This is a genomic window from Erythrobacter litoralis HTCC2594 (assembly GCF_000013005.1).
GTDB classification, from domain to species: domain Bacteria; phylum Pseudomonadota; class Alphaproteobacteria; order Sphingomonadales; family Sphingomonadaceae; genus Parerythrobacter; species Parerythrobacter litoralis_A.
The window spans coordinates 2,447,799-2,472,947 of the sequence record NC_007722.1 but is presented as its reverse complement, the minus strand read 5'-3'; the positions used below and the strand labels follow the sequence as shown (position 1 = coordinate 2,472,947).

20 protein-coding genes and 1 pseudogene are annotated in these 25,149 nt (G+C 65.1%); 7 read left to right on the top strand and 14 right to left on the bottom strand.

All coding sequences use genetic code 11. The features are described 5' to 3' along the window. Positions 1 to 3: 3 nt before the first annotated feature. The 3 genes from EL2594_RS15385 to EL2594_RS12020 are packed head-to-tail and all read left to right on the top strand — an operon-like array spanning position 4 to position 2,817. Entirely contained in the window at positions 4 to 354 is a 351-nt protein-coding gene (locus EL2594_RS15385; protein WP_155806055.1) for a hypothetical protein, read from the top strand. Next, positions 354 to 1,817, top strand: a complete 1,464-nt coding sequence (locus EL2594_RS12025; protein ID WP_011415359.1) for an SGNH/GDSL hydrolase family protein — start codon at positions 354 to 356, stop codon at positions 1,815 to 1,817. Before EL2594_RS15385 ends, EL2594_RS12025 begins: the two co-directional genes overlap by 1 nt. Positions 1,818 to 1,851: 34 nt before the next feature. Next, a complete protein-coding gene (locus EL2594_RS12020; protein WP_011415358.1) occupies positions 1,852 to 2,817 on the top strand; it encodes a glycosyltransferase family 2 protein in 966 nt (321 codons plus the stop codon). Position 2,818: 1 nt separating this feature from the next. On the opposite strand, the gene EL2594_RS12015 is transcribed toward EL2594_RS12020, so the two are convergent. Further along, on the bottom strand, positions 2,819 to 3,712 hold the full coding sequence (locus EL2594_RS12015) for a glycosyltransferase family 2 protein (protein WP_196793200.1): 894 nt from the start codon (positions 3,710 to 3,712) through the stop codon (positions 2,819 to 2,821). 9 nt (positions 3,713 to 3,721) lie between these two features. On the opposite strand from EL2594_RS12015, the gene EL2594_RS12010 reads away from it, so the two are divergent. Then, positions 3,722 to 4,402: a hypothetical protein gene (locus EL2594_RS12010; RefSeq protein ID WP_011415356.1), complete on the top strand. Its 681-nt coding sequence runs from the start codon at positions 3,722 to 3,724 to the stop codon at positions 4,400 to 4,402. On the opposite strand, the gene EL2594_RS12005 is transcribed toward EL2594_RS12010, so the two are convergent. From EL2594_RS12005 to EL2594_RS11960, 10 genes are all read right to left on the bottom strand, one after another. Then, positions 4,399 to 4,974 carry a putative colanic acid biosynthesis acetyltransferase gene (locus tag EL2594_RS12005; protein ID WP_011415355.1) on the bottom strand — a complete coding sequence of 192 codons (576 nt, stop codon included), beginning with the start codon at positions 4,972 to 4,974 and terminating at the stop codon, positions 4,399 to 4,401. The genes EL2594_RS12010 and EL2594_RS12005 overlap by 4 nt on opposite strands. Continuing rightward, a complete protein-coding gene (locus EL2594_RS12000; protein ID WP_011415354.1) occupies positions 4,971 to 6,101 on the bottom strand; it encodes a hypothetical protein in 1,131 nt (376 codons plus the stop codon). Before EL2594_RS12000 ends, EL2594_RS12005 begins: the two co-directional genes overlap by 4 nt. Beyond that, a complete protein-coding gene (locus tag EL2594_RS11995; RefSeq protein WP_011415353.1) occupies positions 6,101 to 8,260 on the bottom strand; it encodes a GumC family protein in 2,160 nt (719 codons plus the stop codon). The genes EL2594_RS12000 and EL2594_RS11995 overlap by 1 nt, the downstream gene beginning before the upstream one ends. 18 nt (positions 8,261 to 8,278) lie before the next feature. Further along, a complete protein-coding gene (locus EL2594_RS11990) occupies positions 8,279 to 8,992 on the bottom strand; it encodes a polysaccharide biosynthesis/export family protein (RefSeq protein WP_011415352.1) in 714 nt (237 codons plus the stop codon). 64 nt (positions 8,993 to 9,056) lie between these two features. After that, positions 9,057 to 10,355 carry an O-antigen ligase family protein gene (locus EL2594_RS11985; RefSeq protein WP_011415351.1) on the bottom strand — a complete coding sequence of 433 codons (1,299 nt, stop codon included), beginning with the start codon at positions 10,353 to 10,355 and terminating at the stop codon, positions 9,057 to 9,059. Further along, complete coding sequence (locus EL2594_RS11980; protein ID WP_155806052.1) at positions 10,345 to 11,865, bottom strand: lipopolysaccharide biosynthesis protein; 1,521 nt, start codon at positions 11,863 to 11,865, stop codon at positions 10,345 to 10,347. The genes EL2594_RS11985 and EL2594_RS11980 overlap by 11 nt, the downstream gene beginning before the upstream one ends. 16 nt (positions 11,866 to 11,881) lie before the next feature. Continuing rightward, entirely contained in the window at positions 11,882 to 13,099 is a 1,218-nt protein-coding gene (locus EL2594_RS11975) for a nucleotidyltransferase domain-containing protein (RefSeq protein WP_011415349.1), read from the bottom strand. 10 nt (positions 13,100 to 13,109) lie between these two features. Next, positions 13,110 to 13,661, bottom strand: a complete 552-nt coding sequence (locus EL2594_RS11970; RefSeq protein WP_011415348.1) for an LptA/OstA family protein — start codon at positions 13,659 to 13,661, stop codon at positions 13,110 to 13,112. Next, a complete protein-coding gene (locus EL2594_RS11965; protein WP_011415347.1) occupies positions 13,661 to 14,326 on the bottom strand; it encodes a hypothetical protein in 666 nt (221 codons plus the stop codon). Before EL2594_RS11965 ends, EL2594_RS11970 begins: the two co-directional genes overlap by 1 nt. Before the next feature lie 24 nt (positions 14,327 to 14,350). After that, positions 14,351 to 14,971 (bottom strand): ribonuclease D, encoded by a 621-nt coding sequence (locus EL2594_RS11960; protein WP_011415346.1) that lies wholly within the window; start codon positions 14,969 to 14,971, stop codon positions 14,351 to 14,353. Between the two features lie 81 nt (positions 14,972 to 15,052). Here EL2594_RS11960 and ung point away from each other — a divergent pair, with 81 nt between their 5' ends. From ung to EL2594_RS11945, 3 genes and pseudogenes are all read left to right on the top strand, one after another. Continuing rightward, a complete protein-coding gene (gene ung, locus EL2594_RS11955) occupies positions 15,053 to 15,739 on the top strand; it encodes a uracil-DNA glycosylase (protein WP_011415345.1) in 687 nt (228 codons plus the stop codon). 173 nt (positions 15,740 to 15,912) lie between these two features. Next, positions 15,913 to 16,248: a TraR/DksA C4-type zinc finger protein gene (locus tag EL2594_RS11950; protein ID WP_011415344.1), complete on the top strand. Its 336-nt coding sequence runs from the start codon at positions 15,913 to 15,915 to the stop codon at positions 16,246 to 16,248. Positions 16,249 to 16,308: 60 nt separating this feature from the next. Beyond that, a pseudogene (locus EL2594_RS11945) lies at positions 16,309 to 17,132 on the top strand (enoyl-CoA hydratase). Between the two features lie 31 nt (positions 17,133 to 17,163). On the opposite strand, the gene EL2594_RS11940 reads toward EL2594_RS11945, so the two are convergent. The 3 genes from EL2594_RS11940 to gltB form a co-directional block, all read right to left on the bottom strand. Then, entirely contained in the window at positions 17,164 to 18,534 is a 1,371-nt protein-coding gene (locus EL2594_RS11940) for a carbohydrate porin (protein WP_011415341.1), read from the bottom strand. 190 nt (positions 18,535 to 18,724) lie between these two features. After that, entirely contained in the window at positions 18,725 to 20,161 is a 1,437-nt protein-coding gene (locus EL2594_RS11935) for a glutamate synthase subunit beta (protein WP_011415340.1), read from the bottom strand. Positions 20,162 to 20,260: 99 nt separating this feature from the next. Then, the gene (gene gltB, locus EL2594_RS11930; protein WP_011415339.1) at positions 20,261 to 24,916 is read right to left on the bottom strand and encodes a glutamate synthase large subunit; all 4,656 of its coding nucleotides are present in this window, start codon (positions 24,914 to 24,916) and stop codon (positions 20,261 to 20,263) included. Between the last annotated feature and the right edge of the window lie 233 nt (positions 24,917 to 25,149).

Sequence of the window (25,149 nt, the reverse complement as noted above, 5' to 3'; positions counted from 1 at the left end):
GCCATGACCGATCCTCTTCCCCCCGTCCGTCACCCCGCCCGCTTCGTGCCCCTGTCCGCCGTCGCCATCGGTGAGCCGGGCCAGCCCGCTGTCCCCGTCGGGCCGTCCAATCCCATACCATCGCGCGACCAGCCCTTGCGAAGCGCCCGTCCGCTGGTGCCGGACGTGCCGGTGGATCCCGGGCTCGCCCTGCTGGTCGATTGCAATGCCGGTGGCCGCGCGACGCTGGTGCTGGACGATTCGTCGACGCTAAGCCTCACCTTCTCGCCCGGCCTGACTTTGCTGCCATTGGCCGTCATTGCGATCCAGAGCGCGGGCCAGACCGCTGCGCTCGATGCATGGGTGCTCGACTGATGTTTGCGCTTCACGCTCCGCGCGAGCTTCCGCGCCCCCGCATTCGTCCGGCAGAGGCTGCGATCCTGCCCGAGCTCGCCAATCCGGCGCCAGTGCTGAGCACTTCCGCCTCACCCACCCTGCCGCGTTACTGGCCGACAAGCAGCGGCACGCAGTTCAACCCGGTCGCATCGGCGCCGCAAGGCGGCGTGTTCACCTTTACGCGCGGCCTTCCGGGTTCGGAAACCGCCAGTATCTCCTTCAGCGATCGACGCGTCCGGACGACGTCGAACAGCGGCCCGCGGTCCTCGCTCGGCCAGCAATGGTCTTTCATGCATCACGGGGCCCGGCTCGAGCTGCAAATCCGCAACAACACTCACGGGTTCTTCATCCGGGTCGACAATCGCTTCGTGTCGCTGACGCCCTACGAGACGAGCGGCCACGTGATGGTGATGGTCGATTTCGGTACCTCTGCGGTGCGGAGGATCGACATCATATCCTGGGGGCTCGCCTTTGCGGGTGTCTATACCGACCCCACCGATTGCCTCTTCGCCGCAGAATTGCGGGGACCGCGCGCCATCGTGCTGGGGGACAGCTTCACATCGCCCGAACCCGACAATTGGGTCAGCTGGTTTTCGCATGCGATGGGATGGGACGACGTTTGGGCCAGCGGGGCGGGCGGCACGGGCTTCGTCGCCGACGCGCAGGGTACGGGATATTCCATTCCCGATCGCGTGATGAGCGACGTGGTGCCCTTCGCGCCAGACCTCGTGTTCCTCCATGCCGGTATCAACGACATGTCGCGCGACCCGTCCGAAGTCGAAGCGGCGGCCGCCCGAACCGTGAAGCTCATCCGCGAGAATGTCCCCGGAGTCGTCGTGGCAGGTGGTGTCGACACGGCTTTCGGCGTCGAAAGCTGGAGCGCGCACAATCTCGATGTCAAAGATGCGGTGCGATCGGGGATGGAAAGCGAGGGCGCCGGCTGGATTTCGCCTTTCGAACTGCCCTTCGATTTTGGAGGCAATCCCATCGGCCACCAGGCCACGCTCTATGCATCGATCGTCGCAGGTCAGGCAGGCAACGACGGCACGCCGACGAGCGTCACCCACCCCAACGGCTTCGTCTGCAACACCAGCGTCAGCAACCCCGCGGTCAACCTGCGGGTGGGCTCCGTCGTCGAGATCGGCACCGACGCAACCCGCGAACGCGTCGCCATCACCTGCACCGGCTATCACCACGCCCGCGTTGCCTATGGTTTCGATGGCGCGATGCAGTACGACCATGCGCCCGGCGAGCCGGTTCGCGAAGTGGCGCCGTGTTTCGTGACCGGACAGGGCTCGACCGCCGCGCCGAGCGGCTGGGGTAGCGCGGACCGCTATGTCGGTGCGGATTCATTTCACTATTCGCCCGAAGGCCATATGGCGCTGGGCATCGTCAACGCCTCGCTGCTGCGCCACCACTTGCGCGGGCGTGCATTGATCTAGCGTCGCGCGGGTGGGGCGGCTAACCGTGTGCGCCATGGCCGCCGTAACCGCCCCACCCGCTTCGCTCACCGCTGTCATACTCACGAGAGACGAAGAACGTCATATCGGGCGCGCCCTTCGCTCGATCCGCCCGCTTGCGCAGCGCATCGTCGTCGTCGACTCCGGATCGCAGGATCGCACGCGCGAAATTGCGCGCGATCACGGCGCCGAAATATTCGAGCGGGCGTGGATCAACTACGCCGACCAGTTCCAGTGGGCGATCGACAATTGCGGACTCGACACCGACTGGATCCTGCGCCTCGACGCCGATGAGTGGTTGGGGGAGGGGCTTGTCGCTGATCTTCTCGCCATCCTCCCTGACCTTCCCGACGAAACGACCGCCATCAGCCTCGATCGCCGGCAATATTTTCTGGGCCGGTGGATCAGGCATGGCGGGCGCTATCCGCTCCGGCTGCTCCGCATATGGAGGAACGGGCTGGGCCGGATCGAGCAGCGATGGATGGACGAACACATCCTCGTCGAGAAAGGCACGATCCGCCATGTCGAGGGCGAGTTCGTCGACGAAAACGATCACGGGCTCGGCTACTTCACGGCCAAGCACAATGCATACGCGACCCGCGAAGCGATCGATGCCCTCATCTCGAAATACGAGCTGTTTCCTGTGCCCGAAGATTGCGGGCTTGCGAGCACGGCGCAGGCCCAAAAGATGCGAAAGCGCAAGGTCGGCTGGTACAACAGATTGCCGCTCGGCATCGGGCCGATGGCTTATTTCCTGTATCGCTACATTCCCAAACTAGGGTTTCTGGATGGCCGCGAAGGGTTCATCTACCATGTCCTGCAAGGCTTCTGGTATCGCTTCCTCGTCGATGCGAAGCGGTTCGAATTGGAGCGGGAAATCGCGCCATGTCGTTCCCGACGAGAGAAAATAGATCGGCTGACAGCAATCACCGGCCACGATTTGATAGCCTTCGCTGACAATGAAAATCGCGAAATTTCCTGACTTATTCCGCGCGTCCAGCCATCGGCCCCCTCAGCACGCGCTCCAGAAGTCGCATGGGCCAGCGCAGGTGCTTTATCGCCCGCAAGGCATGACCGATCGCAATGTCGCCGGACCGGAAGTCTCGCCCCAGCAGCAAGGGCGCGCGGCGCTGCAAATTGTCGGTCTGCCGCTGCGCCAGACGCCCCGACATGGTTATCGACTCGCCGTGCAGGCGATAGGCGCTGAGGAAATCATCCACTACCGCGAATTGTGCGCCCGCCGCGTACATGCGGGCAAGCAGGCCGGCATCCCAGCTTGCGCGGTCCGCAATTTCGAAACCGCCGCTCTTGCGAAAGATATCGGCCCGGAAGAATGTGCTGGGCTGGATCTGGATGAAGGCGCCGCGGGCAACGGCTGGCGGCCAGTAGGGCTCCGACCAGACTCGGCGCAGGTGATGGCCCTCGGTATCGATCGCGTGCGCATGCCCGCAGGCGACATCGATCTGGGGCCGCTCGGCAAAGAAACGCGCCACGCGAGTCAACGCGCCTGGCAACAACAGGTCGTCCGAGTTCAGGTAGCCGAATAGCGAACCCTTCGCCCGCGCAAATCCCTTGTTCAGCCCGTCGGCCGGTCCTGCGTCCTCTTCGAAGACAGATATGATGCGCGGATCGTCGTAGCTTTCGATGATCGCGCGGCTTCCGTCCGTCGATCCCGCGTCGCAGACGATATATTGCAGGTCGATCCCTTCCTGCGAAAGCACCGAATCCATCGCCGCACGCAGGAACTGTGCCTGGTTGAACGAAATCGTGACGATCGAAAAAGAAGGGAGGGTCGGAGAGGAAATCGGTTCGAACCTTCGACGGACGCGGTGAGAGGCGATCCATCCCGTCTTGCAATCCGGAATGGGCCGCTGCAAGCGCAGCCTATGTCAATCCGGTCGTGGATCAAGAACTGCGTGTCTCCGTATCCGCGGCTGTTCCTGCCACTCTATCGCCTGACGGCGCGGCCCGGTTTCAGGCATCTTGCAGTTGGGCCGGATACCGACATCGTCTTCGAAGGGTTTCCCCGCTCGGCCAACACCTATGCCGTGGTCGCCTTCGAAACGGCGCAGCAGCGCCCGGTCACGATCGCGCATCATACCCATGCGGAGGCGCAGGTTCTCGAAGGCGCGCGACTGGGCATTCCCGTGGTCGTGTTGATACGCCGACCGGCGGATGCCATCGCCAGCCTGCGCGTGATGGAAAGGTTCGATCCCGACCGCGCGCTCGACCGATGGATCGCTTTCCACCGCGCGGTGCTGCGAGTTTCGGACCGCGTCGTCGTCGCGGATTTTGAGACAGTGACTTCCGACATGGGCGGCGTGATCGACGCGGTAAACGCGACATTCGGGACCCGGTTCGATCGCTGCGATGACAGCGAGGCCGGCCGCACCGCTGTTTTTGCCCAGATCGATGCCATCAACGCGGCCAATCCGGTGAACGATGTGCTGGGTCTGGCGCGGCCCAGCGAAGACAAGCTGGTTCACCGCAATGCGCTCGACCTTGCTTTCGATGCGAGGACACTGGCTGAGGCCAATGCTCTGTTCGACCGGCTGACTGCGGCCTAGCGGGTCGCCCGCCGGTCGCGCGTCCCAATTTGCGCTGCGGGATTGCCGCCCCAGATGGTCCATGCGGGGAGGTCCTTCGCGGCGACCCCCCGGGCAGCCAGCACCGATCCTTCGGCCAATGTCACACCGGGCCCGACGAAAGCCTCCGCCGCGACCCAGCTTTGCGGTTCAAGGACGATCGGTCGGGCGACAAGCTGGAAGCTCGGATTCCGGAAATCGTGGTCGCCCGCGCACAGGAAGGCGCGTTGCGATACAATGGCACCGGCACCGAGCGAGATCGGCGCCATGTTGTAGCAATTGGCCGAGGGCCCGAGCGTCGAGCCTGCCGCCATCCGCAAATGTCGCGGCAACCAGATTTTCGCGCTGGGATAGACCTTTGCCTTCGCTTCGATCCGGGCCCCGAAGAGGCGGAGGAGAAAGCGTCGCCAGCCCCACCCCAAAGGCGGCGGCAGGACCCACGCAAACAGCGTCCAGCACACGGCGAAAAGCGCACGTTCGAGGCGATTGGCGACTGAGAAGCTCGGGCCTCCGCCGAGCGTGTCACGGGCTTCGGCATCGAGGGGCTCGGTCACGATACCGGCTCGACGGCTACGCGTTCCAGCCGTGCGGCTCCACCCCGTGCGCCCTTCCCGTCTGCGGCAAGGAGCAGGATCGGCTGGCTGCAATCCCTTGGTAGAGCGAACGACCATGCGCCGACGAGCTCGCTGGTCGAAAACACATTCCGGCCACCCGCGCAGGCTATCGACCAGCGCAATGCGGAAGTCTGCGCCTCGCCTTCGACCTCGAGGCGATAACTTCCCGGACCTGCGCGGAACATCTGCGACAAAACCGTGCCCCCCGCTTGCCGAAGCCGGCCCAATTCCAGCCCCCCGCCGGTCCGCTCAGCCGCGAAGGGCGCGTTGGCATGGCGACGCCATTCGCCACCGAGCGGAGCGGTGTGCCGGCCAAACATCTCGAGCCGTTCGTCATAGAGAACCGGGCCAAAGGCCGAGGGATCGGCGACCGTCTCGCGCCATAGCGCGTAGCCATCGGATTGGGCCGATGGGCCCTGTAAACTGCCGGTCATCGCGGCCACGATCCAGCGCAGCCAAGTGCCGTCATTTCTGTCGATCGACCGCGCGAAAGCGAGGCGGCCCCGCTGGCTGGCCTGGTCGACCGGGGGGAGACGCAAATAGGTGATCCACCATCGCCCGCCCGATCGGTATGCCGCCCGTTCCGCCAAGGCCTGGGGTCCGCCCTCCATGGCCATGAGGCGATCGGCGCCGGCGGCTGCGAATGCACCGCCCTGGGTTCGACCGAGTGCATCGATCCGTTGTGCCGCAACGGTCACGGAGTTTTCGCTGAGGGCCAATTGCACCAGCCGCGCGTTGGCGAGCGGGTCGCGCCAGCCAAGGGCGGCAGCGATGTTGATGGCCTGGGTTCGGTCCGGCAGTCCGCCCATCTCGCTCGCCACCGCGAGCGCGCCCTGATTGTAAGGCATCGCGTCGAGCGCGCGCAAAGCCAGCCGGGCGCTGGCCGCCCGGTAGCCGCCAGCCTGTTCGATCGCGACTTGCCGCGACGCGGCCAGCTGGAGTTCGGCGTTGTACGGCGCAAATCCTGCCGCGGCGGCCGGGTCGACCGGCAGCGCCGGTGGTAGCAGCAGGCTCAGGCCCAGGCCGCCCGCAAGCGCCGTAGCAACGAGCGCCACCGCCTTCGGCATCAGGCCGTCTCGGCCTCGTAGCTGTAATAGTAACCGTATTCGTAGCCGTATCCCGCACTGTGCGGATCGAACTTGTTCAGAACCGCGCCATCGATTTCGACTTCGTTATTGCGCAGGCGGCGGATCGCGGCCGCCATCCGCCCCTGACTCGCTAGACCGGCCTCAACCATGAAGATCAGGTGCTCGATCTTCTGTCCGAGCAGAACGGTATCGGCGAGCCCCATCACCGGCGGCCCGTCGAAAATCACGATATCGTACTTTTCGCGCGCCCAATTGCGGAATTCGACGAAAGACGGGCCGGTGAAATATTCGGGCACCGAAGGGGGCAGCGGCCCGGATGGCACCAGATCGATATTTTCGAGCACGTTCTGGATCGCTTCGGCCGGCGCAACCTGGCGGGTCAGAATGTTGGTCAAGCCGACCTCGCGCGATACCCCGAACATCGAGTGCTGCGACGGGCGTCGCAAATCCGCATCGACAACCAGCACCTTGCGTCCTTCACGGGCGAAGCTGCGCGCAATGCCATAGGCGACGAAGCTCTTGCCTTCGGACTGCTGGCTGCTGGTGATCAGGACATCCTTGACGCCATCCGGCCCGAGAAGGCCGAGCGAGGTGCGCAAAGCGGCGAAGGCTTCGGACGCGCTGGACTTCGGGTTGTCCAGTGTTGCGGCGATCCCGGTCTTCTTTTCGAGTTTGGGCACGCTGCCAAGGAACGGCAGCCCGAAACGTTCGACCACGTCGTCCGGCGTGCGGGCGGCGTCGTCGACGAATTCGCGGATGAAAACATAGACGCCTGCGATGGCTGCGCCGAGGAGAAGCCCGAGCGCGATATTGACGATCGGAGTCGGGCGGACGGGCGCGCGCGGCACGTCGGCGGGATCGATGATGGCGATGTTGCTGTTGGTGATCCCCGCCGACGCGCTGACCTCCTGGAAGCGGGACAGCAGCGCGTCGTACATGTCGCGCCGGGTCGAGGTTTCGCGCGCGAGGATATTGTATTGCACCCGCGCAGCCTGCTCGCTCGCTGTTGCCCCGCGCAGTTGGGCGACATCCGCGGCCAGGCGCCGCTCGTTGCGTGCGGCCGTTTCATATTGCTGCCTCAGCGAGCCGCGAACATTGGCGACAGCATTCTCGAGATCGGCCCGGAGCGCGGCAGCGCGCCGCCGCTGCTCGAGCATCACCGGATGGTCTTCGCGATAGCGTGTCGCGTTCTGGCTGATCTGCCCTTCGGCTTCGGCAAGTTCGCGCTGCAACTCAATGATATAGGCGTTGTTCTGTGCTTCGGGCACCGCCAGCGGATCGCCGCGCTGGGCGGCGCGATATCGCTCTTCCAGCAGGAGGCGCCGGCTGCGCGCCTCGCCGAGAGCATCATTGGCCGAAACGAGCGTGCGTTGGGTCAGCGAGCCTGGAGATTCGTCGTCCGAATCGGATTGCAGGTTCACGAGGTTGTTGGCGCGCGCATACTCGACCTGCGCCCTCTCGGCCTCTTCGAGCGCCTGCTTGGCCTCGGCCAGCTGCTCGGTCAGATATTCGCGGGCGTAGGACGAGGAATCGAAGCGCCTTTCGAGATTGCTGGCGATGAAGGCTTCGGCATAACCGTTGGCGATTTGTGCCGCATATTCGGAATCCGGGCTGAGGTAAGACAGTTCCAGGATGCGGCTATAGCGCGGCAAGTCGGCATAAACGTTGCTCTGCAGCACCGATGCGATGGCATCGAGCCGGGTTTCCGCCATGGTCTTGCCCGGCGCGGCGGTTTGAGGCGCGGGCACCTGCATCCGCTCGAAGAAGGTGTCGTCGCGCGCGAGATCCATGTCCTCGATAAGCTTGAGCGCCGTGCCCTTGCTCAGCAGGACGTCGATCTGCGTCTGGAGAAAGCGATCGACATCCCAATCCAGGGCGCGAAAGGTGGTCTCTTCCTCGAGGACCTCGGTTGTGCTGCTGTCGATCTGGAGCGAAACCCTGGCGCTGAAAACCGGCGTCGTGATGATCGTCAGCACGATGGCAGCGGCCAGTGCCAGTGCCATGATTCCTGCCACAACGAAGCGATGGCGATAGATCGCGGCCCAGATGCGCCGCAGGTCGATCCCGAAATTGGGCATGCCCCGCTCGTCGGAGAACGCCTCTTTGGATGGATCGACGGTAGGGGCGGGTGCGTTCATATGGGCGAGTGCTTCCGGTTAATTGGCAGGTTCGCCGGCCGACTGGTTGCCGTCGCGATCCACCAAGGCGAAGGTCGTAAAGATGTTGAGCAGGGGTGCAGCCTGCAGGGCATCGCGATAGGCAACCTTGAGGCCGTCCGTTCCGACCAGCACCTGATCGCCGCCGAGAATTTCGATATCGGGCGCTAGCCCGGCGTTGATTCTTCCGAGATCGAATATCCCGCCAACACGTTCGCCGTTGAAACGGCGAAACACCACGACCTGATCGTATTTCGCGACATTGGTCGGCCCGCGGGCGAGGGAAACGGCATCGATCAGAGAAATGCGCCCGGGGATCTCGTAGACGCCTGGCTGGGTCACTGCCCCGGCAACGGTTACCTGCCTCTGCGAGGTCTGCGTGATGGAGACCGTCACGCTCGGGTCGACGAGAAACCTGGCGGCAAAGCGCCGCTCGAGATCGCGGGCGAATTCGGCTGCCGTCATGCCGGTCGCGTCGACCGTGCCGAGCAGCGGCACCTGGATGTTGCCGTCGGGATCGACCGTCGCGCCTTCCAGCGACAGATCGGGCTCCCGGAAAACCGTCACTTTCAGGGTGTCGCTGGGGCCGATTTCAACCCGGCGCGGGGCGAACACGTTGCCTTCGGGTATCGCATCGTATGCCGCGCTTCCGGCGGGCAGGACAGGATCGGGTCCGGTCCCGCACGCGGCCAGCGCCAGCGCGAATGGAATCAATAGAGTAAGCCTTGGCAGCATAGCCGACTGCGTCCCTTCCAACCCCCCGGATCCTGCGAAGACTTTAACCGTCGTCGCGCTTCGAAGGCAATGGCGTTCGCAGGATTTCCTGTGCAGCCACTGACAGCGCCAGCAAGGCGGCCAAGGCACCGGTCCGCAACGGAAAATCGACGAGCGAATGAAGCAGCAATAGCGTGCCTGCCAGCCAGAGCGACCATGCCGCCGCCGACGCGCGTCCGCGCCAGTTGCGCAAGGCGAATGCGGCAAAGGTCGCCGGTCCTGCCAGGGCCACCAGCAGCCCGAAGAGCCCGCCCTCCACGACGAGCTGCAGATAGTCGTTGTGGGCGGCGACGATATAGCGCCCGGTCATGGTGTCGAGGTCTTCGAAGGCCATGTAGACCGGCACGAAGCTGCCCCAGCCGGACCCCCACGGAAAGAATGCGCGGGCTGCTGCGGCACTGCCTTCGGCCATGATCAGGCGCTGATCCTCACCGAGCGCGCCGAAGCGATCGAACACCGGCGCCAGGGCAGGGACCTGCAGCAACAACCAACCGGCCACCAGAGCGGCAATTCCGCCAGCCAGCAGGACGCGCCATCCCGGCCGCACCAGCACGATCCAGGCTGTCGGCAATGCGGCCGTCCCCAGCACGATACCGGCGCGCGATGTCGTCGCCAGAATGCCGACATACAGGATGATGCTCGCGGCGGCGCAAAGGCCCAGGTCCCGACGGCTTTCGCGGCTAGCGATCGCAGGCAGGAAAAGCAGCGCGCAGGCCAGGAAGGCTGCGTGATGATTGCGGTTGGCAAACAGGCCGGTGGCGTAGCCTGCATGGGCCGTATCGTAAAAGTTCAGGCCTCCCGTCACGCGCTGGACCACGCCGAGAATTGCCGTCAGGAGAGCCAGCATCACGATGGCGCGCAGCACGCGCTCCAATTCGCCCGGTGTCAGCTTGGTAATCGCGACCAGCAGGACCAGCGGAGCCGTGATGGAGACCAGCGAAATGGCCGCTGCGCCGGGATCGAGCGCGACGGGTCGCCAGCCGGGCGGCAAGCCGGCGACGGTCAGCACCTGAACCGCCAGCTCGCGGCCCGGCAGGGCGGTCCAGAGGGCAGGCGGCAGCGGTAGGAGCTGGAGCCACGCCAGCGCATAGAGTGCCAGCGCCAGCCAAACGGGCCAGCCGAGCGGGGCGGCTCTCGCGCCCCCAAGCAGCATATACAACACCGGCAGGCTGGCGAGGAAGCAGAGCAAGACGTTGAGGGGTGCGGCGGTGCCCCCGACCAGCAGGAGCGTTGCAAAAGCAAACACCGTCGCTGCGACGAATCCGCGCGTCCCCGGTGGCGTTTGGTCGCCGCTACGGGCCATTGTTTCGCTCCGGATATGGCAGCGCAGTCTTCTGGCGGCGATGCAGGCGGGCGACAATCAGTTCGCAGGCGAAACGCATTGTATCCGGGGAAAGCAGGTGGACGATCAGGCTTGCACCCAGCGCTGCGCCCCCGCCCGCCGCCAGAGCCGACAGAGGGGGCAGATGGTCGAGCGACGGTGCCGCGAGGCTCAGCGCGACGGCCGCCGCGATGCAAGCGATCGCTGCCGCGATGGCGCGCCGCGGCACGCCCGCGACCGTCATCTGGACCAGGCCGGAAACAACCATTCTCAGCGCCACCACCCAGGCCACGGCGACAAGATTGTGGGTGCTTGCCCAGAGCAGCGCGAACGCAAAGGGCGGCAGCTCGATCAATTGCTGCACGGTCACGAATTTGGACCGCCCGGTGGACTGCATCAGGACGGCGGGGACCTGCGCAACCGACGATCCCATGACTCCGATGAGCCCGAGCCGGAAGAACGTGGTGCCGCGCTCGGCAAATTCGGCATCGACCCACACAGTCATGAGCAAGGGAGCACTGACGATGCCGAAGGCGCAGACCGGGAACAGGAGCGCCAGCACCGCATTCGACGCCTTTGCCGCCTGCACCCTGCGCTGGTCGGCCTCGCCCGTGGCGAAGAAGGGCGCCATGGTCGCTCCCATCGAGCGGCCGAGCATGGACAGGCGCGCCGTGCCGCCCATCGGAGCCGAATAGAAATACAGCGCCGCCGCACTGGCCGACGTCCCGATCACGATCCGGTCGAGCGTGCGACTGACGGCGTTGCAAATGGCGGAAACGGTCAGCATCCCGAAATCGATGCCGAGGCTTCGCGGCATGCGGAGGCCGCTGCGGACAAGCGCGAGGATCGGCAAGAGAGGCGCCCAGCGCAGGCCGACCAGCACCTGGACGAGCCGGGCCAGCGCCACCCCGGCAATCATCCGGTCGAAGCTGCCGTCGTAGATGAAGGCCGTCAGCGGCAGCAGAAGCGTGGCGGCCTGGCCGGTGATCTGCGCGATGTTGGAGGGTGCGAAGGCCTTGCGGCCCTCCATCTGCGCGGTCTGAAGGACGATGACGACATCGAGCACGACGATCGCCGCTGCCCATGGCCGCGCGCGGGCGATCTCCGCGGCGAGTGCCTCGGCGCTCTCGACCCCCTGCATCATCCATGGATAACCGACGAAAAATGCCGTAGTCAGCACAACGCTGATGATCGTCCCGATCGCAACAGACGATCCGAGCTCGGCCCGCATTTGCTGCAACCGGCCTTCGCCCGCCTCGGCTCGCGCGGAAAGAGCCGTGACCTGGCGACTGACGGCCAGCGCGTGGACCTGGAAATAGGGCATCAGCGCCAGCAGAAAGTAATAGGTGCCGAACCGTGCCGCGCCGAAATAGGCGGCGAACAGGGGAACCGTGAGGACCGCGATGGCCAGTCGCAGCACCTGCCCGGCAAGATTGGTCCCGAAAGCGGTCGCGATCCGCATGGTCAGGCGCAATCCCGTTGGCGGAGGCATCTCGTGGGCCTCCGTTTCACGACGACCGCTCCCCTTCGAGCCAGCAGCCGAGCCGGGCACTGTGGCCGGCGACGCGCCGCGTATCGCGGGCGACGGCGGAGCGTACAGTGCCGATGAGCCGCTCCACTGCCCAGCTGGAATGGGCGCCTGCAATGTCTGCGTCTTCCATGAACCGCCCGCGGTCGCCGCCCCGGGCGCGATCCGAAAGCTGCGCAAGGACCCCGCTCATTCCGTCGCGGGCCAGCGCGCCGCGCAGCGTTGCCAGCAGGCCTACGGTCTTGGTCTGGCCGAGGTCCTGCAGCAGCAGGTCGGGCGCCATTCCGAGCAGGCTTTCGTCGATCGCGAGCGGGCAGCCGCTCTCTTCGAGCAGCCCCGGCCTGCGCCAGCGATCGACGCAATGAAGGATGAGCGCCAGGGCCCGGTCCCACCCACCGGATCGGCCGCGATCCCATGTCGCGTCCCAGTCGATCGCGGATCTGGCGAGCAGGGCATCGATGTCGATCAGCCCGAGCGGCCCGCCGTTCAGGCGGTTGCTCAACGCCGCATGGATCGTGAAATGCACCAGCATGTCGTCCGGCGCGAGATAGTGGACAGGATCGTCGACATCGACGGGTGTAGCGCGGGACAGCATGGCTGCGTCCTCGCCTTCGGGCATCCACCAACCGATCGCTTCGGGCCGCTCCCACAATCGCATGTGCAATTCGAACCGCACCCCTTCCGGCGAGACCAGCGGCGGCAGGTGCTTGTCGTGAGCGAGCGATGCTTCCGGCGTGCGGGCCGAGGCCGCTTCCTGCCGGAAGCCGTTTTCCAGCAGGATGGCGAAGGCATCGAGCGCGCGATCGTGACCCACCAAGAGATCGATATCGCGCATCGGTCGCTCCGACGCGGCAGGATAGGCATGCCAGGCGCACCACGCACCCTTGAGCGCAACCGGCGTGATTCCCCGCTTGCGCAGCAGGGCGTCGACTTCGAGCAGGGCACGGCGCTGGCTCAGCACGGCCAGCGCGTTGGCGCGGTGGGCCTTCTGCCACCCGGCTCGCGTGTCGGGGGGAACGGCGCAATCGAGCTCGCCGCGCTCGAGCCGGCCGTGCAGATGCGGCGACAGCCGGTGTTGCGCCGCGATGATGTCGATGCGCTGCCAGTCGGCTTCGGTCAGACGCTCGGCAAGCCCGGCATCCGCCCGCGGACCGATCAGGCCCAGCAGGAAGCGCCGCAGCTCGGGGAGGCGCAACACGACCGGCCGGTCAGCCTTGCGGAACCGAGAAGGTCCCCCGCACGCGGCCGTCCGATCCGCGCACGCCCGTTTCGCCAGCGCCCGGTGCGGCGCTGCCGTCGACGCTGGAAACACCGCTGTTGAGATCGATCACCAGCCGCCCGCCGCTCAAATTGTCGCCGCCACGATTGAGCCGGACGTTTCCGGCCATGGTGATGATCCGGCGGTTGAGATCGTAGATCGCGACATCGCCCTGAGCGCGTTCGTTGCCGCGGGTGACGGTGACGCCGCCGGTCGCGGTGATGCGCCCGATGTCGAGTGTCCCGGCATCCGAATAATTCACCACCATCCGGTTGGAGCGCACGGTGAGCCCGGCCTGCGTGACGGTGACTGCGCCCGAGAGCACGACGCGGTTCTGGCGGTCCTGCACTTCGAGCCGCCCGGCGTCGAAGTTGACTGGAGCATTGGCATTGTGCCCGCCGAAGACCTGCGCGTTGAGGCCGATCCCCGCCGCCAGCGTGGCGGTGGCGGCAAAGCCGATCGCGAAATTGCGCCAGGCGCGCCGTGCGTAAGACTGGGTCATCAGGGCATCCTCAATTCACCGGGCACCATGCGCAGCTTGGCGTTGCCTTCAAGCGCGATGATGCGTTCGGACAGATCCACTTCGAGCTGGTCGCCGGAAAAGGTTCCGGCCGGAAAGGAGCCTTCGACACCGCCCGAACCAAGCAGTTTTTTCGCGGCGAGATCGATCGCCACGCCGGTGGCGACGATGCGGTAGCCATCGGCTGCGGTGACGCGCAGCGCGCCGTCGACATCGAGCACTTCGTTCTCGAGCGAATATGCGCCGCCCTCGGCGACGAGCTGGCCGGGGCCGTCGGGCAACAGGATACGCGCGACCACATCCCTCAGCCGCACGATCCCTTCCTCGCTCGATTGCTGGACGGCTTCGTCGGCCGTCAGCGAGAACGGACGGCCTTCGTTATCCGCCCCGCGATAGAGCGCGTTGTCGACGCGCAGCCGCTCGCGGATCACCGCGACCGTATCGCGATCGAGCAGGAACGAAACTTCGCCGCGCGGGGAAAGCGGCGTGATGACCATCAGCGCGGCGACGATGCCAACCGCCATCGGCAGGGCCGCGCCGAGAAATTTGACCAGCCGGTCGTGAAAGCCGCCGGGCGCAGCGAAGGCCTGGCGCCCCTTGCGCAGTTCCTTCGCGTCTTGCGTTTCGATCCGGCGGTGGCTGACCATGGCGTGGGTGTATCGCGCCTTGTATTAACTGTGGTGGAAGATGTCGTGCTCTTCCCATCCGGCAAGGTCGAGCCGCGCGCGGGTGGGGAGGAAATCGAAACAGGCCTGCGCCATCTCCGTCCGGCCCTCGCGCTCGAGGCGGGTGATCAGGATCTCGCGCATGCGATGGAGGTAGCGGACGTCGCTCGCGGCATAATCGCGCTGCGCCTCGTTGATGTCGGCCCCGCCCCAGTCGCTCGACTGTTGCTGCTTGGAGAGGTTCTCGCCGAGCAATTCCTCGACCAGGTTCTTGAGGCCATGGCGGTCGGTATAGGTGCGGGTCAGTTTGCTGGCGATCTTGGTGCAGAAGACCGGTGCGGCGGTGACGCCGAGATAGTGCTCGATCGCGGCAAGGTCGAAGCGTGCGAAGTGATAGAGCTTCACGCGGTTCGTATCGGCCAGCAGTGCCTTCAGATTGGGCGCGGCATAGTCGCTGTCGGGGGCGAAGCGGACCAGATGCTCGTCCTCTCCGCCATCGCTGATCTGGACGATGCAGAGCCGGTCGCGCCGGGTGACGAGCCCCATGGTTTCGGTATCGACCGCCAGCGGCGCATCGCCTGCGAGCACGCCCGCGGGCAGGTCTTCTTCATGAAAATGTACAGCCATAGAGCCAAGCGCTCTAGGCCGATTGGGGAAAGAGGGAAAGGGGACATGGCGAGGCGTTTTGCGACGCTGTAGTCTCGGCCCATGGCCGGTACCGTCCCCGAAAGCTGGAAACCCGCGCTCGACCCGGCGCTGGAAACGCCCGAGGCGCGGCAGCTGGGCGGCTGGCTGCGGGCGGAAGAGGAGGCTGGCAAGACGATCTATCCGCCGCGCGGGCAGAGGCTGAGCGCGCTGGAACTGACGCCGCTCGATGCGGTGAAGGTCGTGATCCTGGGGCAGGACCCCTATCACGGCCCTGGACAGGCGCACGGGCTGTGCTTTTCCGTCGCCCAAGGCATCCCGCCGCCGCCGAGCCTCGTCAATATTTTCAAGGAGCTGGAGAGCGATCTCGGCTTGCCGCGTCCGTCGCATGGGTGCCTGGAGGCGTGGGCGAGGCAGGGCGTGCTGCTGCTCAACAATTCGCTCACGGTCGAAGCGCGCAGGGCGGGCAGCCATGCGGGCAGGGGCTGGGATGCCATCACCGATGCGGCGGTGGCGGCGGTGGCGGCATCCGACAGGCCGACCGCCTTCGTTTTGTGGGGGAGCCATGCCCAGAAGAAGGCGGCGCGCATCCCGGGCCTGACAGGCGGGCGACACCTGGTTCTCAAGAGCCCGCATCCCAGCCCGCTCTCGGCCCATCGCGGCTTCTTCGGCTCGCGCCCCTTCAGCCAGGTCAATGCTTTCCTCGAGGCACATGGGCGCGGAGCCATCGACTGGTCCTTGCCAGGGTGACACAGGTTACACCCTGTCACCCTGCCTTCCTGAGGTTATATCACTGTTTTCATTGCTGAAACCGGGTTGGAGTGACAGGTTACACTCCGCGCCCGATTATTGGCCTTGTTTCGCAACGATTGGAAAGAGCCGGAGGCTATCGCTAGCATCGGGGGCCGATGTAGGAAAATGCCATGACCGAAGAGGAAGCCAAAGCCGCCCTGCTCGTCCGGCAGGCCGAACTGGCGGAGGAAGACAGGATCAGCGCCGAAGGCCGCGCGCCGGTGACCCTGCAACAGGACAGCGTCGGGCGATTGAGCCGGATGGACGCGATGCAGCAACAGGCGATGGCGCAGGCGCAGGAACGCCGCCGCAATGCGGAGCGAGCCCGGATCGTCGCCGCGCTGACTCGGCTCGACGAAGGCGAATGGGGCTATTGCATCCGCTGCGGCGAAGAAATCGCGGCAAAACGGCTGGCGCACGACCCCAGCGTGCCGCGCTGCATGGGCTGCGCGTCCGGAGGCGACTAGACGCGCAAGTCCCGCCCTCACGCAAATGCTCGCCGAACTGGGACGCTGAGCCACCGATCCATGCTATCGCCGACACCGCGCGATTCGGAGAGAGACATGGCGGAACAAGACCTGGTGTTGCTGGAAATCGAAGACGGTATCGCTATCGTCACGCTCAACCGGCCCGAGGCGATGAATGCGCTCAGCAAGGCGCTCCGCCATCGGCTCTATCATGTGATGAAACAGGTCGACGCGGACGACGCCGTGCGTGCGTGGTCCTGACCGGGGCGGGGGAGCGCGCCTTTACCGCCGGCCTCGATCTGAAAGAACTGGGTGCGGAAGAAGGCGCGCTGGGTGCCGCCAATGCCGAAGGGGCGGAGGAAAACCCGGTCAAGGCGGTAGAGCTCTGCCGCAAGCCCGTGATCGGTGCGATCAACGGCGTGGCGATCACCGGCGGCTTCGAGCTGGCGCTGGCCTGCGACGTGCTGATCGCCAGCGAGAAGGCGCGCTTTGCCGACACCCATGCCCGCGTCGGCATCCTGCCTGGCTGGGGCCTCAGCCAGAAACTGAGCCGCATGATCGGTATCGCCCGCGCCAAGGAACTGAGCTTCACCGGCAATTTCCTGCAGGCGGAAAAGGCGCTCGAATGGGGCCTGGTCAACCGCGTCGTCGGGCCGTCCGAACTGATGCGATCTGCCCTCCGGCTGGCGGCCGATATGGCCAGCATCGATCCCGCCTTTCTCGCGCAATACAAGCGTCTGATCGACGATGGCTATGCGATGAATTTCGGCGACGCGATGGCGCTCGAAAACGAGATATCGAGCGCCGCCAATGCGCAGGTTTCACCGGAAGAGATCAACGAACGCCGCATCGAAGTGCAGTCGCGGGGACGCGGGCAAAAGTGAGAGCTCGCACCCGCCGCACATTGTCTGTCTGTTAGAACGTCTTGGTCAGCCGCAGCCCGGCGGTGACACCCGTGTCGCGGAAGACGATCGCGCCATCGACGACCTGCACGTCCAAAGTCAGCTCGAAGGCTTCGGGGAGCCCCACCGTATAGAACGCCTCGATCCCCTGCTCGTCCTCTATCGGCAGGCGGAAGGCGATGTCGTCGACCAGCTCGTCAGTCAGCGAATAATGGAACGCGGTGATGCCGAAACGGTCCTGCGGTCGGGCTGCCGGGTTGCCCGAAATGCCTATGAAACCCGAATAATCGAGGAAAGTCGGATCGCCCATCGAGGCCTGGAAGCGCCCGAATATGCCGATACCCTTGCCGGGCGCGCGCGGGTTGAGGCTGAGATACTGGAAGCCGGAAAGCTGCAGTGCGAATTCGCCCGATTCGTTGCCGAAGCGGCCGTTGCGCGGCGGGGTAAGCGCCCTCGGGAGGATGTCGACGGCCGGGCCCGAGCGGGTCGAACCGACGACCGCAAGGTTGTAGACGCCGGGCTTGCCGCCCAGGCGTGTCAGCGCCGCGGCCGAGGCCAGAAAGCCGACCCCGCTCCTGAACGCGGTCTCGAAGCCGGTGCGGCCATATTGCGAATCCGGGTCGAACACCCACAGCCGGTAGATCGCCCGCTTCGTCGGCACGGTCAGCATCGCGCCGGTCAGCGTGTTGGGCACGATCGCGGTCGGCGGCAAGGCGATGCCGAGGTTCTGGAATCCGAAGTGTCCGTCGCTGGCAACGATCGGCAATGCGCCCGAAATGTCGAGCAGGTTCATCTTGCCGACTTCGAGACTGGCGCCGGAGCCGAAGGTCTTCTTGACCGACAGCGAGAGGTCGTAATTATCCGTGCCTTCGGGCCGGAACAGCGCGGTGTTCTTGGGCACGAGGCCGACGACGCCATTGGCGCTGTCGCCCCAGCGGAATTCGGGCCGGATTTGCAGGCTCCAGCTCTCGTCGAGACCCCAGGTGTCGCCGCGCAGGGTGATGTAGGCATCGGCCCGTCCGCCATAGCGCACGGTGTCGTCGGGACTGCCGGTGAGGACGGTGTCGGCGAATTGCGAGACGACGAGCCTGGCGTCGGTCGGCGGCGGGGCCGGACGGCGCGGCGGAGCGGGGGGCGTGGGCGGAGCAACGTCAGGCGCGACCTTGTCCTGTACAACGGTATCGTCCGCGACAGCTGCGAGGGCGAGATCGGCCCCCGAAGTGATAGCAACTTCGCCAATGGCGTCGGCGCCATGGGCAAGATCTTCGCCGTCGAGCGTGGCCGCTGCCGGTGCGGCGTGCAAAACGGCCATTCCGGCGGTGCAAGCGAGCAGGGTGCGGCGCAGACGCGCACCCGAAATGCGAGTGGTGTGAACGACCATCATTTCTTTGTGCAGCTTCGCGCGACCCCTGTCGGGACGAAGCCCTCCCCTTCCCAAGATTTCTGCCCTGTTTAAACAAAAGCAGCTATCCGTCCAGCCGATAAACCGGACAATCATCCGATTAGAACCGATCGATTACTGCTGTATCGCTGTGTTACCCAAGAAGACTATGGTCGCCAGTTCAGCGCATCGGTTAGCGGGGAAGTTCGGACACGCCCATCAATGCTTCGTCCACCGCGCGCGCGCACTGGCGCCCTTCGCGGATCGCCCAGACGACCAGGCTTTGCCCGCGCCGCATGTCGCCGCAGGCGAAGACGTTCGGTTCGCTGGTGGCGTAGTCCTGCTCGTTGGCCTCGACATTGCCGCGCTCGGTCATGGTGACGCCGGCCTTGTCGAGAAGGCCGCGTTTCCTCGGACCGGTGAAGCCCATGGCGAGCAGGATAAGGTCCGCGGGCAGGGTGAACTCGCTGCCTTCGATTTCCTCGATCTGGCCATCACGCCACTCGATCCTGACGCATTCGAGCCCGGTCATGGTTTCGCCGTCGCCGACTACGCGCTTGGTCAAGACCGACCAGTCACGCTCGACGCCTTCCTCGTGGCTGGAACTGGTGCGCAGCTTGAGCGGCCAGTCGGGCCAAGTCAGCGCCTTGTCTTCCTTCTCCGGCGGCTTGGGCATGATTTCGAGCTGGGTAACGCTCTTGGCGCCCTGCCGGTTGGAGGTGCCGACGCAGTCGCTGCCGGTATCGCCGCCGCCGATCACGATCACATGCTTGTCCTTGGCCGACAGCGTCCCGCGCGGGGCGGCGCGGACTTCGTCGTCGCCGGCATTGCGTTTGTTCTGCTGGGTCAGGAATTCCATGGCGAAGCGAACGCCGGACATTTCCGCGCCCGGAATATCGAGCGGGCGCGGCTCTTCCGCCCCGCCCGACAGCACGATCGCATCGAAATTCTCGCGCAGCGCCTGGAAGCTGACTTCTACGCCGACTTCTGCGCTGGTTTTGAAGGTCACGCCTTCGGTCTCCATCTGCACGGCGCGCCGGTTGATCAGGTGTTTCTCCATCTTGAAGTCGGGAATGCCGTAGCGCAGCAGGCCGCCGATCCGGTCCTGCTTCTCGAACACCGTCACCGCGTGGCCCGCGCGCGCCAATTGCTGCGCGCAGGCGAGCCCGGCTGGGCCGCTGCCGATCACGGCGACCGACTTGCCGGTTTCGTTTTCGGGCGGTTCGGGCTTGACCCAGCCTTCGCGCCAGCCGCGGTCGATGATGGCCGCCTCGATCGACTTGATCGTCACCGGCTGGTCGACGATGTTGAGCGTGCACGCCGCCTCGCACGGGGCGGGGCAGATGCGGCCGGTGAATTCGGGGAAATTGTTGGTCGAATGCAGCACCGTCAGCGCATTCTGCCAGTCGTCTTCATAGACCAGGTGGTTCCAGTCCGGGATGATGTTGTTCACCGGGCAGCCGTTGTGACAATACGGAATGCCGCAATTCATGCAGCGGCTGGCCTGCGCGGCGAGCTCTTCGACCGGCGGTTCCTTGATGAATTCGCGCCAGCTTTTCAGACGTTCTTCGGGCGCGATATAATCGCGCTCGCGCCGGTCGAGTTCGAGAAAGCCTGTTTCCTTGCCCACGTTACCCTACTTTCGTCATCCCAGCGAAAGCTGGGATCTGTTGCTGGCCAAGCGCCAGATTGAGAGAGATCCCAGCGTGCGCTGGGATGACGTTCGATTTCACTCCGCTGCTTCCATGGCCGCTTCGTTGCGCTCTTCCTCGAGCATCTTCAACGCCCGGCGATAGTCGGCCGGCATGACCTTGACGAATTTGGCGAGGCTTGCGTCCCAGTCCTCCAGCAGCACGGCGGCTTTGGCCGAGCCGGTATGCAGCTTGTGCCGCTCGACGAGGATGCGCAGCCGTTCGGCATCGTGGCGCAGCATGTCGCCCATGCCGAAATCATGCACCGACCGCGGCCGCTGGACCGGGCGGTTCTCGCTGTCGCTGTCATCCGCATCGGCGGTGATCCGCTCGAGCTCGACCTGCGCCGGGTTGACCAGGTCGGCAAAGCTGCCGTCTTCATCGAGCACATAGGCGATGCCGCCGCTCATGCCGGCAGCGAAATTGCGCCCGGTTGCGCCCAGTACCACGACGACACCGCCGGTCATGTACTCGCAGCAATGGTCGCCCGCGCCTTCGACGACCGCGATGGCGCCTGAATTGCGGACCGCGAAACGCTCGCCCGCGACGCCCTGGAAGAAGGCCTCGCCGGCAATCGCGCCATAGAGCACGGTATTGCCTACGATAATATTCTCTGCCGGGGCACGATCGACGCCTTCGGGCTGCTTCACGATGATGCGTCCGCCGCTCAGGCCCTTGCCGACATAGTCGTTGGCATCGCCGGTGAGATTGAGCGTGACGCCATGGGCGAGCCATGCGCCGAAGCTCTGGCCTGCAACCCCGCTCAGGTTGATCCGGATCGAGTCGGGCTTGAGCCCTTCGTGCCCATGCGCCTTGGCGATCTCGCCGGAAAGCATGGTGCCCACCGTGCGGTTCACGTTGCGGATCTCGCGGTCGAGCACGACCGGCTCGCCGCTCTGGATCGCTGGCTGGCACGCCGCGATCAGCTCGTTGTCCATCGCCGCGCCCAAGCCGTGGTCCTGTGACTCGGTGTGATTGAGTGAAGCGCCTTCCGGCAGCTCGACCTGGTGCAGCAAGCGGCTGAGATCGACGCCCGCGGCCTTCCAGTGGCGGTTCACCCGGCGCGTATCCAGGCGATCGACGCGGCCGACCATTTCCTCGACGGTGCGGAAGCCCATCTCGGCCATGATCTGGCGCAGCTCCTCGGCGACGAAGAAAAAGTAGTTGATCACATGCTCGGGCGTGCCGGTGAAGCGCTTGCGCAGCTCCGGGTCCTGCGTCGCCACGCCGACCGGGCAGGTGTTCAAGTGGCACTTGCGCATCATGATGCAGCCGGCCGCGATCAGCGGAGCGGTCGCGAAGCCGAACTCGTCCGCGCCGAGTAGCGCCCCGATGGCGACGTCGCGCCCGGTGCGCAGGCCGCCATCAACCTGCACCGCGATGCGGTTGCGCAGGTCGTTGAGCAGTAGCGTCTGCTGGGTCTCGGCCAGACCGATCTCCCAAGGGGATCCGGCATGGGTCAGCGACGTCAGCGGCGAGGCGCCGGTGCCGCCTTCATAGCCCGAGATCGTGACATGGTCCGCGCGCGCCTTGGAGACGCCTGCGGCCACCGTGCCGACGCCCACTTCGGAGACGAGCTTCACGGAAATCCGCGCTTCCGGCTGCACGTTCTTCAGATCGTGGATCAGCTGCGCGAGATCCTCGATCGAGTAGATGTCGTGGTGGGGCGGCGGGGAGATCAGGCCGACGCCCGGCGTCGAATGTCGCACCGCGCCGATGCGCTTGTCGACCTTGTGGCCGGGCAGCTGCCCGCCTTCGCCGGGCTTCGCGCCCTGCGCCATCTTGATCTGAATATCGTCCGAATTGACGAGATATTCCGTTGTCACGCCGAAACGACCGCTGGCGACCTGCTTGATCCGGCTGCGCATCGAATCGCCATTGTCCATCGGCGTGAAGCGGAACGGCTCTTCGCCGCCTTCCCCGGTATTGGAGCGGCCGCCGATGCGGTTCATGGCGATGGCGAGCGTCGAATGCGCTTCATGGCTGATCGAGCCGAAGCTCATCGCGCCGGTGCTGAAGCGCTTGACGATGTCCTTCGCCGGTTCGACTTCGTCGAGCGGGATCGGGCCGTCGCTCGTGGGCTTGAATTCCATCAATCCACGGATCGTCAGCAGCCGCTCGGACTGCTCGTTGATAGACTTCGCGAATTCTTCGTAATTCCTGGCATCGTTTCCGCGCACGGCATGCTGGAGCGACGCAATATTGGTCGGCGTCCAGGCATGGTCTTCCCCGCGCAGGCGGTATTGGTAGATGCCGCCGATATCGAGCATCGTGCGATGGATCGGATCATTGCCGTAAGCGACTTTGTGCCGGCGCACGGCTTCTTCGGCGACCTGCTGCAGACCGATGCCTTCGATGGTGGTCGCGGTGCCGGTGAAGAAGTTCTCGACGAAATCGCTCGACAGGCCGACCGCGTCGAAGATCTGGGCGCCGCAATAGGACTGGTAGGTCGAGATGCCCATCTTGGACATGACCTTGCGGATGCCCTTGCCGACAGCCTTGATGTAGTTCGCCTGCACCTCTTCGGCGGAAAGGTTCGTGAACTTGCGCCGGCGCAGGTCTTCGAGCGTTTCCAGCGCGACATAGGGATTGATCGCTTCCGCGCCGTACCCCGCGAGCACGCAATAGTGATGCACTTCGCGCGCTTCGCCGGTCTCGACAACCAGGCCGGTCTGCATCCGCAGGCCCTGGCGCACGAGGTGATGATGCACGGCAGCGGTGGCGAGCAGCGCCGGGATCGGGATCCGCTCCTCGTTCTGAGTACGGTCGGACAGGATCAGGATGTTGGCGTCCTGCAGGACCGCTTCCGTCGCCGCCCAGCACATTTCCTTGAGCGCCATTTGCAAGCCCTCGGCTCCGCTGCCGGCATCCCAGGTGATATCGACCGTCGCAGTGCGGAACGCGCCGTCGAGCGCGCTTTCGACCGAGCGGATCTTGGCCAGATCTTCATTGGTCAGGATCGGCTGGCTGACCTCGAGCCGCTTGTGCGTACCGGCATCGCGGCCGAGCAGGTTGGGGCGCGGGCCGATCATCGAGAGCAGGCTCATCACCAGCTCTTCGCGGATCGGGTCGATCGGCGGGTTGGTGACCTGCGCGAAGTTCTGCTTGAAATAATCGTAGAGCAGGCGGCTTTTTTCGGAGAGCACGGCGATCGGCGTGTCGGTGCCCATCGAACCGATCGGATCGTCGGCATTGGTCATCATCGGCTCGAGGAAGCGCGTGATATCTTCCTGCGTGTAGCCGAACGCCTGCTGCGCCTGCAGCAGCGTGGGCGTTTCCATGTTCTCGTCTTGCGGCAGCTCGGCGAATTCGGGATCGACCACGTCGAGATCGTCGAGCTTGTACTGCGCGGAGTCGAGCCACTCGGCGTAGGGGTGGGCCTGGCTGAGATCGGCCTTGAGTTCGGCGTCCTCGATGATGCGGCCTTGCTCCAGATCGATCACGAACATCTTGCCCGGCTGCAGGCGCCATTTGCGGATGATGTCTTCCTCGGCAAACGGCAGCACGCCGCTTTCCGAAGCGAGACAGACGATATCGTCCTTCGTCACGCAGAAGCGGGCCGGGCGCAGGCCGTTACGATCCAGCGTTGCGCCGATCTGGCGGCCATCGGTGAAGGCGACGGCGGCGGGGCCGTCCCACGGCTCCATCAGCGCGGCGTGATATTCGTAAAAGGCGCGGCGGCTGGGATCCATCAGCGGGTTCTTGGCCCAGGCTTCGGGGATCAGCATCATCATCGCATGGCTGAGCGAATAGCCGCCGACCAGCAGCAGTTCGAGCGCATTGTCGAGACATGCCGTGTCGGACTGGCCATGCGGGATCAGCGGCCACATCTTGTCGAGATCCGGCCCCAGCAGCTCGCTTTCCATCGTGCGGCGGCGCGCGTTCATCCAGTTCACATTGCCGCGGACGGTGTTGATCTCGCCGTTGTGCGCCATGAAGCGATAGGGGTGGGCGAGTCGCCAGCTGGGAAAGGTGTTGGTGCTGAAGCGCTGGTGGACGAGGCCGAGCGCCGACTGGCAATCGGGATCGCGCAAATCGTCGTAGAACGAACCAACCTGGTTCGCCAGCAGCAGGCCTTTGTACACGATGGTTCGCGACGAGAAGCTCGGTATGTAGCTCTGCGTCAGATCAGGCAGGCCGTGCTTTTCGGCCAGCTTGGCGAGCGGGTTCAACGTCTGCTTGCGGATAACGACCAATTTGCGCTCGAACGCATCCCGGTCGGCGCAATTGGTGCCGCGTCCGACCACGCACTGGCGGATCACCGGCATCGAGTCCACGACTGCCTTGCCCAGCCCGTCCATGGTGAGAGGGACATCGCGCCAGCCGATCACGTGCTGGCCTTCCTTGGCGACGAACTTTTCGAGTTGCGCGGTTACGAAATCGCGCGCTTCAGCGTCCTGCGGCAGGAAGCACATCGCCACTGCATAGTCGCCCGGGCCGGGCAATTCATGACCTTCGTTCGTTGCCCATTTGCGGAACAGCGGGTCGGGCACTTGCAACAGGATGCCCGCGCCGTCGCCCAGCAGCGGGTCCGCGCCGACCGCACCGCGATGGTCGATGTTTTCGAGGATCTGCAGCGCCTGCGTGACGATCCCGTGGCTCCGCTCGCCCTTGATATGCGCAACGAAACCGACACCGCAGGCGTCGTGTTCGTTGCGCGGATGATAGAGGCCCTGCGGAGCGGGGTGTGTCATAAAGCCAATCCTGTCGAATGCCGCACACGCACCGCAGGCGGCGGGGCGCGGCAATTAAGCACGCGTCTCGACGGGCTGTCCCGGACCGAAACTTTCGCGAACCGGTCTTTTGCAGACAGGATATGTTTTTTGCAAGTGCGAAGGATGCAAGAAAGTCTTGGCCGCGCTCAAGCGACAGGTGTGCAAACGCCAGGCGCCCGCCCTCCCGCCCGCCCGTCATCGGCGAGACGTCC

What these genes read in the sequence shown, in the direction of transcription:
- EL2594_RS15385 (WP_155806055.1), top strand. Translation starts at nt 4, where the DNA reads ATGACCGATCCTCTTCCCCCCGTCCGTCACCCCGCCCGCTTCGTGCCC.
- EL2594_RS12025 (WP_011415359.1), top strand. Translation starts at nt 354, where the DNA reads ATGTTTGCGCTTCACGCTCCGCGCGAGCTTCCGCGCCCCCGCATTCGT.
- EL2594_RS12020 (WP_011415358.1), top strand. Translation starts at nt 1,852, where the DNA reads ATGGCCGCCGTAACCGCCCCACCCGCTTCGCTCACCGCTGTCATACTC.
- EL2594_RS12010 (WP_011415356.1), top strand. Translation starts at nt 3,722, where the DNA reads ATGTCAATCCGGTCGTGGATCAAGAACTGCGTGTCTCCGTATCCGCGG.
- EL2594_RS12000 (WP_011415354.1), bottom strand. Translation starts at nt 6,101, where the DNA reads ATGCCGAAGGCGGTGGCGCTCGTTGCTACGGCGCTTGCGGGCGGCCTG.
- EL2594_RS11995 (WP_011415353.1), bottom strand. Translation starts at nt 8,260, where the DNA reads ATGAACGCACCCGCCCCTACCGTCGATCCATCCAAAGAGGCGTTCTCC.
- EL2594_RS11985 (WP_011415351.1), bottom strand. Translation starts at nt 10,355, where the DNA reads ATGGCCCGTAGCGGCGACCAAACGCCACCGGGGACGCGCGGATTCGTC.
- EL2594_RS11980 (WP_155806052.1), bottom strand. Translation starts at nt 11,865, where the DNA reads ATGCCTCCGCCAACGGGATTGCGCCTGACCATGCGGATCGCGACCGCT.
- EL2594_RS11970 (WP_011415348.1), bottom strand. Translation starts at nt 13,661, where the DNA reads ATGACCCAGTCTTACGCACGGCGCGCCTGGCGCAATTTCGCGATCGGC.
- EL2594_RS11965 (WP_011415347.1), bottom strand. Translation starts at nt 14,326, where the DNA reads ATGGTCAGCCACCGCCGGATCGAAACGCAAGACGCGAAGGAACTGCGC.
- EL2594_RS11960 (WP_011415346.1), bottom strand. Translation starts at nt 14,971, where the DNA reads ATGGCTGTACATTTTCATGAAGAAGACCTGCCCGCGGGCGTGCTCGCA.
- ung (WP_011415345.1), top strand. Translation starts at nt 15,053, where the DNA reads ATGGCCGGTACCGTCCCCGAAAGCTGGAAACCCGCGCTCGACCCGGCG.
- EL2594_RS11950 (WP_011415344.1), top strand. Translation starts at nt 15,913, where the DNA reads ATGACCGAAGAGGAAGCCAAAGCCGCCCTGCTCGTCCGGCAGGCCGAA.
- EL2594_RS11940 (WP_011415341.1), bottom strand. Translation starts at nt 18,534, where the DNA reads ATGATGGTCGTTCACACCACTCGCATTTCGGGTGCGCGTCTGCGCCGC.
- gltB (WP_011415339.1), bottom strand. Translation starts at nt 24,916, where the DNA reads ATGACACACCCCGCTCCGCAGGGCCTCTATCATCCGCGCAACGAACAC.